We start from the raw sequence: 14761 nt of genomic DNA on the forward strand, positions 1-14761 counted from the left end.
TCGATTGTGAACGCGCGTTTACGGGAGTCAGAAAAAATTCCCTCGGGGCAAAGGGAGTTTCTCCTGAAAAATCAGATATTATATGCTCTTTAAGTTGCTTTCGGAGGCTGACAGGAATCTCTTTCGACCAGCCTGGCCGGAAAGCTGATGGTGCTGAAGGTCGGCTGCTGCGAATCACAGAGCTCAATGACCTTCTCGACGGCTGCCTTGGACATTTCATAAATCGGCAGGCGCACAGAGGTCAGCTTGGGATGAATGCGGGCAGCGAGCTGCACGTCATCGAATCCGGCAATGGAGATGTCCTCAGGCACGGAAATACCGTGTTCAGCGAACGCTTCCATAGCGGAAATCGCCATATCGTCGTTAGAGGAGAAAAAAGCGGTCGGCAGCGGACTGCCTGAAGCAATCAGCCTCTTAACCTCTTCATAAGCCTTCTCCTTCAAAAAATCACCCTGAAGAACAAACTGCTCATTTGGAGTTAACCCGTGGCGCTTCAGCGTATCCGCATAGGCCATGTAACGTTCCCTGCCGGAATAAGTGTTCATCCGTCCGCAAATCATGCCGATTTCCTTGTGGCCAAGTCCAATCAGATGCTCAATGGCTTCAACCGTGCCCTCATAATCCTTGGAATTAACGATAGCCAGATGATTGCGGTCCAGGTGCTCGGCCATGATCTCCGAAATATCATAGTCAATCAGCACAAGCGGGGAGTCCAGACCAACCATTTCCCGCACGATATCAATGTCCTTCTGGGTGCCGACGATAATGCCGCCGTCAATCCGTTTCTGCAGAAAAGCCTGCTTGACCTTCAGGAAATCATCCGGGGAGTAGACGGTGTGGATCAGCACATAACAGCCTCTGGCATTCGCCGTGTCGACAACAGCATCGACGAAGGGCGCAAAGTAGTTGTTCTGGTAGATCCGGGTCGTATTCTCCTTCTCGTTCATGCTGATGGCAAAAAGTCCGATCGTATCGGTTTTCTTGCCGGCCAAAGCCCGGGCAAAGCTGTTGGGCTCATACTGATGCTGCTCAATAACCTTCAGCACCTTGGCCCGCGTCTCTTCAGGCACATTGGAATAATTGTTGATCACACGGGACACCGTGCTCCGGGATACCCCTGCGAGCCTCGCTATATCTTCGCTGCGCATATTGCCCCCTTTTTGCCAGAATACAAGGACCTGATATGTATCCATTAAGATGAATGTCCTCGTATTTCAAGCGGAAACAGCTACCGACCGGTTAAGGACGGGGTAGTTGTTCTACTTGTAAACGCGCGTTTATGAGTTCATTGTAAAATATAATGTTCCGGAAATCAATCCTCTATTTGCAATTCTCTTTTTGAAAAAGAAGTGAACAGACGCTACTATTATAGAAGAGATTCAGAAAATGAAAGATTTGGCAGCAAAACGATAAACAAACGGGTCAGGTGATGAAGTGACGGTGCTGGCAATCAGACAATTAGAAAGTTATTCCGAGCATTCCGTTGTATTTCCCGCATTTACAATGGAATTAACCCGCCATGAGGCGGTCGCGCTGCATACAGGCATGAACGTAAGGTCGGTGCTTCTGGGAATGCTTACAGGCAAACTGCCTGTTACTGGAGGTGAGATCTGCATTAACGGTCATATATATACAGGACGCATCAGAGAGGCGGCGCCGGATACCGGATTTTTGCTGCTGGAGGAAGGTCACTATACGAGATTGACGGTAAAAGAGAACCTGCGCTTTTATAGCAAGCTGTATGGCTCCGGCCGGCCGGTGGATGAGATAATCCGGATGGTAAGACTCGATACCAAGGCTGGTGTACGGCTATCCGCACTGAGCCATTCCGAGCGAAAAAGGGTGCAATATGCCCGGCTGATTATCCAGGACCCGCAGCTGCTGATCTGTGAGGAGCCGGACCAGAATGTCGATAATGAAACGAAGCTCGTATTCCGGAGGTTAGTGCAGCAGGTGTGCGAAAGCGGCAAAGCCGTTCTGATTATAACCGGTAACATGGAAACGGCGCTCAGTGTGACGAATCAGGTGTACAGGCTGGATGAAAAGGGACTGCAGGCTTTTGATATACAAGCTGGAGAGGAATCGTCAACCGGGTCAGCGGTAAGTGAGCAGGATGCGGATACATACAGACAGTCTGCGGATGAAGCAGAACCATTGCCGGAGGAGGGCGGTCACCCGGATTCTGAAATGTCAACAGAGGACGAATTGCCGGATGAAGCCGGGCAGACGCTCCAGCTGTTCCGTTTTGAAAAAATCCCGACCCGCATGAACGACAAAATCATTCTGTTCAACCCGCCGGAAATAGACTATGTGGAAAGCAGTGACGGACAGACCCGGCTCTCGATCGGCGGTGAGCTCTATCCGACAGCCTTTAAAATTAATGAACTGGAGGAGCGTCTGCATTCCTACGGATTTTTCCGCTGCCACCGTTCCTATCTTGTTAATCTCCAGAAGGTCCGGGAAGTCATCACATTCACCCGCAACAGCTATAGTCTTGTGCTTGATGATACAGCGAAGACCTCGGTACCCTTGTCCAAGACCAAAATGGCCGAATTAAAGGAAATGATGGGGCTGAAATAGCTCCATTCAGGTATACATATGCTCCATTCGCGCTCTTTTGTGCTCCGTTCACGGTGATTTTAATGCGCTGCTGCAGCGTTTGCCGTACGATTTGGACATAGACAACAGAAGGGCGGAGGATGAGCAGGCGATGGAGAACATTATTGAAGTCACTTCATTACAGAAAGCATTTGGAGCTTCCAGGGCGCTGAAGGATGTCACATTCAATGTAAAAAGAGGAGAGATATTCGGCTTCCTTGGCCCCAGCGGCTCCGGCAAAACAACTACTATTAAAATCTTGACTGCCCAGCTCAAGCCGACAGCCGGAAGCGCATATGCGTTTGGAGTCAGCACTGAACAGTTAAAGTCCGAGAAGTACCGGCAAAAGGTCGGAATCGTCACAGACAACACCGCCTTGTACGGAAGGCTGAATGTCTACGATAATCTGAAGCTGTACTGCGATCTTTACGGGGTGCCTTATCAAAGGATTGGTGAAGTGCTGCGGATGGTCAATCTGGCGGGTGAAGAGAGGAAGGCAGTTTCCAAGCTGTCCAAAGGAATGCTGCAGCGGATTACCCTGGCCAGGGCATTTCTGCATGAGCCGGAGCTGCTGTTCCTGGACGAGCCGACTTCGGCGCTTGATCCGGTTAATACGAAGCACATTCACGACGGACTTCTTCATTTAAAAGAAAAGGGTACGACGATTTTCCTGACTACGCATGATATGAACGAGGCCGAGGCGTTATGCGACCGGGTTGCGTTCCTGAACAACGGGGAAATCAGGCTGCTGGACAGTCCCAAAAAGCTGCGCCAGCAGCGGGGAGAGCCCACTCTGACGGTCGAGTTAGCCGACGGCAGTATGGTCATTGTACCGAAGGGACCTGAAGGTGCTGACCAGATGTTCCGCTATATGAGCACGGGCCAGCTTGTATCCGTGCAATCGAATCATCCGACGTTAGGCGATATATTTGTAGAAGTGACAGGGAGGAAGCTGGCATGACATTTTCAGCAAGAAGAATATTTGCTATTTTGCAAAAGGATTATAAAGACCTGTCGCGCAATCTGTATGTAACAACTACCTTGTTCATGCCGCTACTGATGGCTGCTTTGTTCGGACGCATGGGGATGGGCACAATTAGTTCCTACTATATAGTTATTAATATGGGTTTTATCCTTGTCGCTACCTATGTCCAATCCGCACTGATTGCTGAGGAGAAGGAGAAGAATACGCTGCGCGGACTGATGCTGTCTCCAGCCAGTACGATGGAAATCTTTTGCGGAAAAAGCCTGCTGAGCTTTATTGCGACAGCGGTAGTCGTCACCGGATCAATTCTGCTTAGTAACTATAATCCCCGGAATATGGCAGTGATTGCTATTGCGCTTTTGTTATCCGCCGTGTTCTATGTTGGACTAGGCACGCTGATCGGATTGTTTACCAAATCGGTTATGGAAGCATCCGTAGTTATCGTACCGGTTATGCTTATCTTCACCTCAGGCTCTCTGCTTATCCCGCTGATTGAGAAGTATCCGGTGCTGGCCGTAGTAGAATATATGCCGAACCTTCAATTGCTGGAGCTGGCGGACCGTGTTGAGACGGGGGCCGGACTGGGCGATACGCTGCTGCATCTGCTGGTCATCCTGGCATGGGTGCTCGTGATTCATGCGGTTGCCGCCTATGTTTATAAGAAGCGGATGGTTGATGAATAGAGCATATGAGGTTAATAGAGAGGCAGTCTGTGACCTGCATTTTGGTTACGGCTGTCTCTGTCTGTTGCTGAGTAATGCTTAAATAAATGAGTTTGTATAAAAAATCCGCCGAGAAAGTGCATTGAAACTTCGCCCAGGCATGCTAGTATTGAGAATATGATTATTGAGAATGATAATCAATTACAACAATGTCGGGAGTGGAGAGTTCAATGGTACAACGGGGTCAGAAATATATCTGGGCAGCTATGCTCATAATGGTGATGGCGGTTCTGGCAGCCTGCGGAACAAATGACAACGCAGCCAGCGGAAATGCTTCGCAGACAGAGAATGCGGCAGCAAGCAGCACACCTGATGGAAATACACCGGCAGCAACAGACAGCACCGGCGGAGATGAAGGCGGAACGCGTACAGTCACCGGAGAATTCGGCGATGTTGAAATCCCGGCGCATCCTCAGCGGATCGCGGGTATTTATGTGGAGGATTATCTGAAGGCGCTTGGCGTTACACCAGTGGTGCAATGGTATCATCCAAGCTGGGGCAAGCAGGATTATCTCGGGCTGGACGTTCCTGAATTTGATATAACCGGCAGCATGGAGGCTTTGCTGGACCAGAATCCGGATCTGATCATTCTGGATGGCGGTGCGGATCAGGCCGCCTATGAGAACTACTCCAAGGTGGCACCGACTTACCGGCTGCCGGAGGCAGTTCTTCAGGATTCCAGGCTGATGCTTGCTGCAATTGCTGATGCCTTGGGCGTGCCAGAAAAAGCGGAGAGTGTGCTGGCTGAATATGACGCCAAAGTAGCCGACGGAAAAGTCAAGCTCCAGCAGGCCATCGGCCAGGAAAAGGTCGCCGTAATCCGGCTCAATGTAGCTGATAAGTCATTTGCCTTGTTTGGCGTAAAAAACCGTTACACCGGTGTAATCTATGACCAGTTTGGGCTTACGCCTGTCGATATGGCTGCCGAGATGACGGAATACCAGTCGATTATCTCTGAAGAGGTGATTCCTGAGCTGGGCGCTGATCATATTATTGTGTTCCCGGATAACGGGGAATGGGATTCGGCTGACAATCAGGATGCCCTGAGCATTTTGGACGGACCGCTCTGGAAGAACATTCCGGCAGTGAAGAACGGAAAGATCTATAAAATGGAACGTTCACACTGGCAGTCCGGGGCCATTACAGCCAATTCCATGAAGCTTGATGATTTGCTTAAAGCTATAGTTAAATAAGGTCAGCCCCTGGCGGCTAATTATATTGAAGAAGGTCTATCAGCATGGTTGATAGGCCTTCTTTTTTGTTTTACACTGAATAAATGAAAATGATTCTCAGTTGGGAGGCGGAGCAATGGAAGAAAGGGCATTGGATAACACATACCCTTACAAGCTGTTATACAATCTTAATAGTATAGAGACGGTAACGCGTTCTAAGTCAGACAATAATCAATCCGGCTTGTTTCCGGTTCCGGCTCTGATTATAGTCACAGACGGGCAGGGCTGGATTGAAACGGACGGACAGCGCTGCCTGCTGGATAAGGGGGCCGGATTCCTGTTTGAACGCGGAGCAGTGGACCGGATCAGCACGGGGGAGCAGGGCTTGAGCTTTTACCGGCTTCATTTTGAAGTTATTGCAGCTGGAGAAAACAAGGTGCTTGCTATGCAATGCTTGTCTGAAGACGGGCTGCTGCAGCCTGGTCCGTTACAGTGCCGTCCCTTCCCGCAAATCATTCTGCTGCTGGAATCGATTCTGCAGAGCCAACGGAGCGCGGAGGGAATTGAACGGTTTGCCGCCCAGAGCCGGTTTCAGGAATTACTGCTGCTGCTCATGCGTGCCAATCCCTGTGCCGCTGTGCCCGAGGATGAGCAGGCAGCAGTTCAGCGCTCTATACAATATATGCAGGAGCATTTCAATGAAACGGTAACGGTTGACGATCTGGCGGAGATTGCCGGACTGGGGCGCAGCCGCTTTAGCAGGCTGTTCAAAGAACAGACCGGCCAGATTCCGCTGGAATACCTTAACGGGCTGAGAATAGAACGTGCACAGCAGCAGCTGCTAATGAGTAAAGACCGTCTGCATGAGATTGCTCTGGCGGTAGGCTATAGTAATGAATACTATTTCAGCCGGCGTTTTAAAGGAAGTGTCGGGGTTACGCCAGGCAAGTATCGGAGCCTATACCAGGAAGGAACACGGATATTCGCCCCGTTTCTGGAGGATTATCTGCTGGCGCTGGGTATCACGCCTGTTGCACAGTATTGCCACCCGGATTGGGGCAAGCAGGATTATCTGGGGCTTCATCACATTCCGGCGTTTGATATTTCCTCCGGCGACTGGCAGGCCCTGTTCCGTTACACGCCGGAGCTGATTATGCTCGACGACGGTTTCCAGCGCTGGCATCTCGAGGAATGCCGTCAGGTGGCACCGCTGTTCAAGCTTCCGTTTCACCAGGAGAACTGGCGTGCCACGCTGCGGTCGGCGGCAGTGATTTTCGGGCTGACGGGACGTGTACAGGAGGTAATCGGCCATTATGAGCAGAAGGCGCGTGATGCCAGGCAGCTGCTAAGCCGTGCCGCAGGCATGCAGACTGTAGCGGTGCTCCGGATTTATTCCGGCGGAATGATGCTGTACGGATGTGACGGGCTTGGTTACACGGGAGAGGTGCTGCACCGCGATCTGGGACTGCAGCCGCATCACCTGGTCCGCCAGCTGTGCCGGGGAAGGAAGCAGGTAAATCTCAGCCGTGAAGCTCTGGCGCAGCTGACGGCGGATCATCTGTTTATTACCTTTGACCGGCAGATGGGGGAAGGCCGTGAGCTGCTAGAAACCCCGTTCTGGCGGAAGCTTCCTGCTGTACGCAGCGGCTGCGTCTATGAGATGGATTTTATGGCCTGGATGAATTACGGTGTGATGTCCCATCAGCGTAAAATTGCGGATGTGCTGCAGGTGCTGGCATAAGGCTGGTTCATCACAATTTTTCGATTGCGGATAATCCGCTATAATAAGGATTATTATGTGGGCGGAAAGGGAGGTTCTCATTGGAAAACGAGGCGGAAGACCAGGTACTTTATATGCAAAAGCATACGAATGAAGGCTTGCCCCGGATTATCCCGTTAGGGGATTCGGCTGTGTCAGTAATCTTTGAGGCAGCGATCAGTCCGCAGACCCACCGCCGTGTCAGGGCAGTTTGCAGCAGGCTGTTTTCCGCTCCTTTTACAGGGATGATTGAATTTGTCCCGTCCTTTCACTCGGTTGCCGTATATTATGATGGGCCGGCTGTCCTTAGAGCATATCCGCAGTATATCTCCGAAGGAGAAGAATATTATCCGTTTCCAATAGTGGCTGCCCTGCTGGAGGAGATGTTGCAGCTTGCTGAGGAACAGGCCGGTCCGGTTCCCAGAGTAGTCAGCATTCCTGTGTTCTATGGAGGTGAAACCGGGCCTGATCTGGAATTTGTAGCGCAGCATAACGGGCTCTCGGTACAGGAGGTTATTGATATTCATTCATCGGCTGATTATCTGGTGTATATGCTTGGTTTTGCCCCGGGCTTTCCTTATCTCGGAGGGCTGTCTCCGTCGCTTTCCACTCCGCGGCGTCCTTCGCCGCGTCTGGCTATCCCGGCAGGCTCTGTCGGGATAGCGGGTGATCAGACCGGCGTTTATCCGCTGGAGACACCTGGCGGCTGGCAGCTGATCGGCCGGACACCGGTTGCCCTGTTCAGGCCGGATGCTGTTCCGCCGGTAAGGCTTCAGGCCGGCGATCTCGTCCGGTTCTATCCGGTCTCGTTCAGCGAGTTCTTGGCCTGGAAGGGTGATAGGCTATGAGTCTGCTGATCATGAAGCCGGGTCTGTTAACCACTGTCCAGGATCTCGGCAGATACGGCTATCAGCAATACGGAGTGATTGCCGGCGGTGCGATGGACAGCTATGCCATGCGTATGGCCAACCTGCTGGTTGGCAATGAAGAGCAGGCAGCCGGGCTGGAAATGACGGTACTAGGTCCGGAAATTACGTTTGCTGCTCCTGCGCTTATTGCCGTCTGCGGCGGCGGGTTAGCGCCGCTGCTGGACGGGCAGCCGCTGCCGCTCTGGCGGACAGCCCATGTGCCCAAGGGAGCAAGGCTGCATTTCGGGCGCCTGCCCGGAGGATGCAGGGCTTACCTCGCCGTAGCCGGAGGCATCGATGTTCCGGTTCAGCTGAACAGCCGCTCAACCTACCTGCGAGCCGGAATCGGGGGCCATCAGGGCCGGGCTTTGCGCTCCGGCGATGTGCTGCCAGTCGGTACGTCTTCGGGCAGGGCTGCAGCCTGGGCAGAACGGCTGACCCGTGGACGGGGCACCGGAAGGGTAGTCAGGGAGCCGATGAATAACAGGCAGCTTGAAGAGCGGTCTGCCGGAAATTCAGGAGCGGAGGCTGCAGCGATCGCAGCCTGGTATCCTGTGCCGGCAATGATTCCTGATTATCCGCAAGCTCCGGTCATCCGGGTAATTGAAGGTGAAGAGTACGAAATGTTCAGCTCTGAGAGCCGCCGGCGCTTTCAGTCTGAACCGTATACGATTCTCCCGGAATCGGACCGTATGGGCTACCGTCTGTCCGGCAGCCCTCTGTCACTGGTACAGGAACAGAGTCTGGCCTCAGCGGCAGTCACCTTTGGGACGATCCAGGTGCCTGCCGAAGGGGCCCCGATCATCTTGATGGCTGACCGCCAGACAACCGGGGGTTATCCGAAGCTGGCGCAGGTGATTACGGCTGATCTGCCGCTTCTTGCGCAGGCATCACCAGGCAGCCGGGTCCGTTTCCGGCTCGTCACGCTGAGAGAAGCGCAGGAGCAGCTGCTGCAGCGGGAGCTTGAGCTGCACCGGCTTCGGCTCGTGCTGCAGCATGTGTAGCAGCCTGCAAAAATATTTACTGGAGGCTACAGCCAATGAAATCTGTTGATTTGAACTGTGATATGGGCGAAAGCTTCGGTGCATACCGGATAGGGCAGGATGAAGATATCCTCCCCTACATAACCTCAGCTAACATTGCCTGCGGCTTCCATGCCGGTGATCCGGGTATCATGTCGCGGACGGTGCAGCTGGCGCTGAAACATGACGTGGCTGTTGGTGCCCATCCGGGGCTGCAGGATCTTGCTGGTTTCGGACGCAGGGAAATAAAGCTCTCGCCCCGGGAAGCTTACGAGCTTACCGTCTACCAGGTAGGGGCTTTGTGGGGGTTTGTGCGGGCTGAAGGCGGCATGCTCCGGCATGTCAAGCCGCACGGTGCGTTATACAATATGGCGGCGGCTTCCGCCGGTCTGGCCGAGGCGATTGCCGAGGCTGTGTACCGGATTGAGCCGGAGCTGATTCTGTTCGGTCTGGCCGGCAGCGAGCTGATCCGGGCCGGTAACAGAGCCGGACTGCGCACGGCTAGCGAGGTTTTTGCCGACCGCACCTACCAGAGTGACGGGGCGTTAACGCCCAGAAGCCGGCCGGATGCACTGGTGACAGATGAACAACAGGCGCTGCACCAGGTTCTGAGCATGGTACAGGAGGGCAAGGTCCGCTCCACAGACGGGAGAGATGTAGCTATAACCGCTGAAACCATCTGCTTGCACGGGGATGGTCATCATGCCGTTGCATTTGCCTCAGCGATCCGCAGCTCCTTAGAAAGTGCAGGAATAGCAGTGCAACGTATCCGCAGAGGATAAACCGGCAGGTATACAATCAGATGCTAGTATGATAAGAAACCCCGCTTGCAGAAAGGGCAGCCGTTGCCCATTTCCGAAGCGGGGTTGTTTAATAGGGTTTGATTGTACGTGTTATAAGTCCGGTTATAATGTCAGATTAATCCTCCGAGCCGGTCCGCAGCAGCAAGGCTTCATCAATTCCGGGCTGATCGCTGAACCGTTCAAGCTCGTTGTATGCCGGGATACCGTGCATAGCCATGTCCAGCCCTTCTTCTTCCTCGGCAGCGCTCACGCGCAGCCCGACAGTCCGCTGAATCAGCTTGGCGGCGCCATAGCTCATGACAAAACCCCACACCATTACAACAACCACACCTAAGAGCTGTACTCCGAGCTGGTGAAACTGCCCGGTAGTAAACAGACCTTCCTGTGTATCAAAAAGACCGACAGCGACTGTTCCGAAGGCCCCGTTAATTCCGTGTACCGCAACAGCGCCTACCGGATCGTCCACCTGCATTTTATCGATGGCCAGTGTACCCAGAATAACTAATACACCCGCAATCAGGCCGATCACAATAGCGGAGTAGGGGCTGACAAAAGCACATCCGGCAGTGATGCCGACCAGACCGGCCAGCGCGCCGTTCATGGTCATGCTCGGATCAGCTTTGCCGAAGCGGAACATGGTGAAGATCATGGCCGATGTACCTCCGGCAGCTGCAGCCAGCATCGTATTCAGAGCAATTACGGAAAGGCTGGAATCCGCTGCATTCAGCGTGCTTCCGGCATTGAAGCCGAACCAGCCGAACCAGAGAATGAAAGTGCCCGCCGAAGCAAGCGGAATGTTACTTGGGGCAAATACGTTTACGCTGCCATCCGTATTGAACCTGCCCCTACGGGGTCCGAGCACTTTGGCAAAGGCAAAAGCTGCGGCTCCGCCGAGCGCATGGATCGCCGCCGATCCGGCGAAGTCCTTCATGCCCAGGCGGGCCAGCCAGCCCTCCGGATTCCAGACCCAGTGGCCGGAGACCGGATACAGGATAGCTGCTACGAATAAAGCAACCAGTATGTAGGCCTTAAAAGACATCCGCTCCGCTACCGCCCCGGAAATGATAGAGATGGCAGCAATCGCGAAGCCGATCTGAAACAGAACATAAGCCGATAACGGCAGGTTTAAATCTATATTCAGAGACTGTGAAGCCCCCCAGAAATCAAAGCTGATCAGGCCGGCAAAATCCTTTCCGAACATAATTCCGAAGCCAACCAGAAAAAAAGCCAATACCCCGACGGTAAGATCCACAAAAATCTTCATGGTGACATTCACCGCATTTTTCGTCCGCACAAAACCCGCCTCGAGCAGGCTGAAGCCGCCCTCCATAAACACAACCATAGCCGCAGCCAGCACAACCCAAACCGTATTTAAAGCGATATCCGTTCCGGCATTCATGATGTTACCCTCCCTGTCACATATACAACACAGTAATGATATAAGGGGAGGGCAGAAAATGTCAACATCAAATGTTATGTTTACTTACACCAATTTTAGCTAAAACACCATATTCATTTGCACTTATCTACATATCGCTTTGTTTTAACTCATCGATGGTTTCGTCTGCTTTGCCGGTCCGGATATTGTACATTTCGAGCAGCGGAAGCACAAAAATCTTGCCGTCACCCATTTCCCCGGTCTGGGCCGTAGCAATAATAGTCTTGATCGTCTCGTCCACTTTATGGTCAGACACGACGATTTCAAGCTTGATTTTGTGGTGCAGATTGACGGTATACGATTTGCCTCTGTACACTCCGGTAGTGTTTTTTTGCTGGCCGCGCCCCTGGGCCTGTGTAACGGTGAATCCGGTGACCTCAATCGCGCGGAGTGCGTCGATGACTTCCCTAAGCTTTTCAGGACGGATGATCGCTTCAACTTTTTTCATATCGTTCCTCCAAAAAATCAGTGTAGCTGCAATGTGAATTGTACCACAACATTTGCACTCACAGGTATCTGATTAAAACGGAAGCTGTAAGGAATATAGAAGGAAAGATGAGCGGTGTCGCGAAATATATTTAAACAGGATTGCTCTTTAAATAATAACTTGAATAAAGGCGGACTACACATGACCATCAATAAAAAAGACGGCAGAAAAATCACCTTACGGAGCATTTAAATCAGAAAATCGTCAGACCTAATGAAGCCGCGTATTTCATTACTCAAGCTATAGAGCTGGGGTGGAATCCTCAAGAAAAAGGTGCGCCAGCTGTTTTTGTGCTGGTTGGGGATATTTTAAAGAGTAGAATGTAGCTGCACACCATAGGATTCTCTTGGTTAATCTCTGGTTTTAAAATGGGAGGGGTAAAGTGGACGTAATATTAGCGCTAGCAGCTTCTATACTGTATCCCGCACTACTATACAGGATATTCCGGTTCATTCATGATAAAAGCGGGCTGCGATTGTATTGGAGTATTGTGCCGTTATGCCTCATCGTCAGCCTGACCATCCCGTTTCTGTATTCCTATATGAAGGACCCGTCCGTCTTATTTTCACTGGAGGCTATGATTGATTATTCGCTGAAATCGGGACTGCTGACCTTTCTGGTCATCCCTTCTCTTACAGCAGCCTTCATTTGCACATTGTATGGTTATCTGAGAATCAGCAGAGGGTCCGTCGCCCTAATGTCTGCAGTATGTATCGCAGGTGCGGCGGGAATCTGGTCAGGCGGGAGCGCGGTGGACCGCTTGCTGAATGAACCATCAATCGGCTGGGAGCAGCTCGGGACAAATGATATTGCCGGGGCGGGAATGTGGATCTACAGTGACGGTCAAACTGCGGAGAACCGTTACATCGAGCTGAATGAAGAGGAGACGGATCAGGTCAGAAAAATGCTTAATTCTATTCCTGAGTCTGCGGTGAATGAAATTCAGTATGCTGAACGCACATTGGCCGCGGAAATGGACATCAGGTTGATTAAGAACGATCAGCGGTCGATCCGGGTTCAATATGACAAACGGGAAATCTACGCCGCAATAACGGATAAGCGGAGCCAAAATTATTTTTCCGTCCAATCAGCCGGGTTAAAAGACTTCTTCGATCATAAGCTGCAGGAGTGAGGGGAAGCACGGAAGAATGTAAAAGGCCACTGTCAGCAATGGTTTGCGGCAGTGGCTTTTTTGCCCCATGGATGGTTATAGCAAGGCAAGCGGGTATTATAATAGCGGAGTAACTCTTACTGTAGTCTTATCCCGTTCAGAATAAAATCCCAGTTCGAATAATCGTTCATGTCCCCCGGGACCTCGAGTGCGCACACATGCTCCATACCCCACGGCAGTTCTCGGGTAACGGTTAAATGTTCTGCCGGGTTAAGAATTAGTATCGTATAGCTTCTCCCTCTAAGCAATGTGGATAAAATCTCCCGGAGCTCATACACCTCTTCGTAGCTGGCAGACCAACGGATGAACAGGCTGCTAGTGCTCTGCACCAGATTTGCCCAGAAGCGCGTGATGCGGCGGTCCAGCTTTTGCCTGTAGACCGGATAGAAGGATCGCCAATCCACATTCGGGATTATCGGAAAATCATGTGCGGAGATGATGTTATACTCAGTATCCCTGATAAAATAGGATTTAGAAAGACTCTGCCCGTCCGGGCTGTCATACACCGGATTTCCATCGTTTAGATAAAAGTGGGTCTCATCCAGCCTGCTCAGATTTTCAAAAGCCATAAAGCGGTTAAAGCGGCTTTTTATCAAGCGGGTAACATCGCTAAGCGAAGCAGAGATCATCCAGTCCAGAGGCATGGAGAACTTCCGGAGACCATATCGTCTCAAATTAATGGCAGGTGCGCAGGAGGAGCCGAGGCTGACAATGAGGTCATATTCTATTTTGATATCCTGAAGATTCATAAATGGTATTCACCGTTTTGCAGCTGAATTTTGTATTAACAGATTATTGTACTTTGCTGCATGCTTTTGTTCATCAAGAATAATGCCGTACAAAGTATCCTTATAGACACCATACGGCAGGCCAAACCATATCTTCCGGTACTTCTCAACTGCTGACAATTCACCTTGAAAGGCTTTTTGTAACCCGGAAATATACGAATCGGCCTGCTCAGGAACTTCGTTGCTGACCCCAGTCACTTCTTGTCCTGTAATTTCTCTGTACATCTGCCGGAACATTTGATTGTGCGTCCGTTCGTCATTCCGGATTACGGGAACAAAAGTTGAACTGCGGAGAATCGGATAAACGCTATGCACCGGATAAACGCTATACATGAGTGTGAGCCTCCAGATTACAAGTATTTACGATAATCATATGCACACTAGCCTAATCTGTGAATGAAATGGTGCTGTCCCTTGTGATTTTTTATACTGGATTTTTTATAGACAATTAAATGTTAAGTACATACAATTTACGACATGATAGTTTTATTTTTGAGTGTATAATTACTAAAAAGGATTGTATAAGTGGAAGATACATAGTGTTATCTCTATCGATGCGGTTCGGCCCCTTAATTATGGAGTCATTCTCTTAAATTCTCTGTTTCTCGCAGTTTCTTAAAGTGAAATCTTTACTTCCTCCAATTGGCCTGCTTTCCACGCTGCATGGTATTGGTTGGGGCTCAATCGTTTTAAACTGCCATGAAACCGTCGCTCGTTGTAAAAACGAATATACTCGGTAACGCTCTCGTACGCTTCTTCAAAGGTTTCAAAGTACATTTTACTGTATACATCTCGCTCTAAAATGCTGTGGAAAGACTCAATATATGCGTTCATATTCGGCGTTTTGGGCGGAATTCGTTCATGAATAAGCGGCGCCTTTTCGTCCAGGCACATCTCTGCAAACGCAT

General features: G+C 51.1%; 15 protein-coding genes. 9 read left to right on the forward strand and 6 right to left on the reverse strand.

What is annotated here, in order from left to right; genetic code table 11:
- Positions 1-89: 89 nt before the first annotated feature.
- Positions 90-1193: a LacI family DNA-binding transcriptional regulator gene (locus tag BLR64_RS22410; RefSeq protein ID WP_244157816.1), complete on the reverse strand. Its 1104-nt coding sequence runs from the start codon at positions 1191-1193 to the stop codon at positions 90-92.
- Between the two features lie 247 nt (positions 1194-1440).
- On the opposite strand from BLR64_RS22410, the gene BLR64_RS22415 reads away from it, so the two are divergent.
- The 8 genes from BLR64_RS22415 to BLR64_RS22450 all read left to right on the forward strand — a co-directional run bounded on the left by BLR64_RS22415 (position 1441) and on the right by BLR64_RS22450 (position 9948).
- Entirely contained in the window at positions 1441-2580 is a 1140-nt protein-coding gene (locus BLR64_RS22415; RefSeq protein ID WP_244157817.1) for a LytTR family transcriptional regulator DNA-binding domain-containing protein, read from the forward strand.
- Between the two features lie 130 nt (positions 2581-2710).
- Positions 2711-3559 carry an ABC transporter ATP-binding protein gene (locus BLR64_RS22420; protein WP_090717727.1) on the forward strand — a complete coding sequence of 283 codons (849 nt, stop codon included), beginning with the start codon at positions 2711-2713 and terminating at the stop codon, positions 3557-3559.
- A complete protein-coding gene (locus BLR64_RS22425; RefSeq protein WP_090717730.1) occupies positions 3556-4266 on the forward strand; it encodes an ABC transporter permease in 711 nt (236 codons plus the stop codon). Before BLR64_RS22420 ends, BLR64_RS22425 begins: the two co-directional genes overlap by 4 nt.
- A gap of 209 nt (positions 4267-4475) precedes the next feature.
- Positions 4476-5498: an ABC transporter substrate-binding protein gene (locus BLR64_RS22430; RefSeq protein WP_244157818.1), complete on the forward strand. Its 1023-nt coding sequence runs from the start codon at positions 4476-4478 to the stop codon at positions 5496-5498.
- Between the two features lie 115 nt (positions 5499-5613).
- Complete coding sequence (locus tag BLR64_RS22435; RefSeq protein WP_090717733.1) at positions 5614-7218, forward strand: helix-turn-helix domain-containing protein; 1605 nt, start codon at positions 5614-5616, stop codon at positions 7216-7218.
- Between the two features lie 80 nt (positions 7219-7298).
- Positions 7299-8084 carry a 5-oxoprolinase subunit PxpB gene (gene pxpB, locus BLR64_RS22440; RefSeq protein ID WP_341833398.1) on the forward strand — a complete coding sequence of 262 codons (786 nt, stop codon included), beginning with the start codon at positions 7299-7301 and terminating at the stop codon, positions 8082-8084.
- Positions 8081-9148, forward strand: a complete 1068-nt coding sequence (locus BLR64_RS22445; RefSeq protein ID WP_090717736.1) for a 5-oxoprolinase subunit C family protein — start codon at positions 8081-8083, stop codon at positions 9146-9148. Before pxpB ends, BLR64_RS22445 begins: the two co-directional genes overlap by 4 nt.
- A gap of 35 nt (positions 9149-9183) precedes the next feature.
- Positions 9184-9948 (forward strand): LamB/YcsF family protein, encoded by a 765-nt coding sequence (locus BLR64_RS22450; RefSeq protein ID WP_090717740.1) that lies wholly within the window; start codon positions 9184-9186, stop codon positions 9946-9948.
- A gap of 136 nt (positions 9949-10084) precedes the next feature.
- On the opposite strand, the gene BLR64_RS22455 is transcribed toward BLR64_RS22450, so the two are convergent.
- Both BLR64_RS22455 and BLR64_RS22460 read right to left on the reverse strand, forming a co-directional pair.
- Entirely contained in the window at positions 10085-11368 is a 1284-nt protein-coding gene (locus BLR64_RS22455; protein WP_090717742.1) for an ammonium transporter, read from the reverse strand.
- 127 nt (positions 11369-11495) lie between these two features.
- Positions 11496-11855 carry a P-II family nitrogen regulator gene (locus BLR64_RS22460; protein ID WP_068723533.1) on the reverse strand — a complete coding sequence of 120 codons (360 nt, stop codon included), beginning with the start codon at positions 11853-11855 and terminating at the stop codon, positions 11496-11498.
- 421 nt (positions 11856-12276) lie between these two features.
- On the opposite strand from BLR64_RS22460, the gene BLR64_RS22465 reads away from it, so the two are divergent.
- Positions 12277-13026: a hypothetical protein gene (locus BLR64_RS22465; protein ID WP_139172054.1), complete on the forward strand. Its 750-nt coding sequence runs from the start codon at positions 12277-12279 to the stop codon at positions 13024-13026.
- 116 nt (positions 13027-13142) lie between these two features.
- On the opposite strand, the gene BLR64_RS22470 is transcribed toward BLR64_RS22465, so the two are convergent.
- From BLR64_RS22470 to BLR64_RS22480, 3 genes are all read right to left on the reverse strand, one after another.
- Positions 13143-13814 (reverse strand): DUF1796 family putative cysteine peptidase, encoded by a 672-nt coding sequence (locus BLR64_RS22470; RefSeq protein ID WP_090717747.1) that lies wholly within the window; start codon positions 13812-13814, stop codon positions 13143-13145.
- 9 nt (positions 13815-13823) lie between these two features.
- Entirely contained in the window at positions 13824-14090 is a 267-nt protein-coding gene (locus tag BLR64_RS22475) for a ferritin-like domain-containing protein (protein WP_244157819.1), read from the reverse strand.
- A gap of 378 nt (positions 14091-14468) precedes the next feature.
- A partial coding sequence (locus BLR64_RS22480) for an integrase core domain-containing protein (protein WP_139172056.1) occupies positions 14469-14761 on the reverse strand: 293 nt, incomplete at its 5' end.

It is taken from the genome of Paenibacillus typhae (assembly GCF_900099765.1).
Classification (GTDB): Bacteria; Bacillota; Bacilli; order Paenibacillales; family Paenibacillaceae; genus Paenibacillus_AQ; species Paenibacillus_AQ typhae.

Bases quoted from the DNA above. Each gene is read 5' to 3' on its own strand.
- BLR64_RS22420 (WP_090717727.1), top strand. From the start codon at position 2,711: ATGGAGAACATTATTGAAGTCACTTCATTACAGAAAGCATTTGGAGCT.
- BLR64_RS22475 (WP_244157819.1), bottom strand. From the start codon at position 14,090: ATGTTCCGGCAGATGTACAGAGAAATTACAGGACAAGAAGTGACTGGG.
- BLR64_RS22430 (WP_244157818.1), top strand. From the start codon at position 4,476: ATGGTACAACGGGGTCAGAAATATATCTGGGCAGCTATGCTCATAATG.
- BLR64_RS22445 (WP_090717736.1), top strand. From the start codon at position 8,081: ATGAGTCTGCTGATCATGAAGCCGGGTCTGTTAACCACTGTCCAGGAT.
- BLR64_RS22425 (WP_090717730.1), top strand. From the start codon at position 3,556: ATGACATTTTCAGCAAGAAGAATATTTGCTATTTTGCAAAAGGATTAT.
- BLR64_RS22435 (WP_090717733.1), top strand. From the start codon at position 5,614: ATGGAAGAAAGGGCATTGGATAACACATACCCTTACAAGCTGTTATAC.
- BLR64_RS22460 (WP_068723533.1), bottom strand. From the start codon at position 11,855: ATGAAAAAAGTTGAAGCGATCATCCGTCCTGAAAAGCTTAGGGAAGTC.
- BLR64_RS22410 (WP_244157816.1), bottom strand. From the start codon at position 1,193: ATGGATACATATCAGGTCCTTGTATTCTGGCAAAAAGGGGGCAATATG.
- BLR64_RS22470 (WP_090717747.1), bottom strand. From the start codon at position 13,814: ATGAATCTTCAGGATATCAAAATAGAATATGACCTCATTGTCAGCCTC.
- BLR64_RS22455 (WP_090717742.1), bottom strand. From the start codon at position 11,368: ATGAATGCCGGAACGGATATCGCTTTAAATACGGTTTGGGTTGTGCTG.
- BLR64_RS22450 (WP_090717740.1), top strand. From the start codon at position 9,184: ATGAAATCTGTTGATTTGAACTGTGATATGGGCGAAAGCTTCGGTGCA.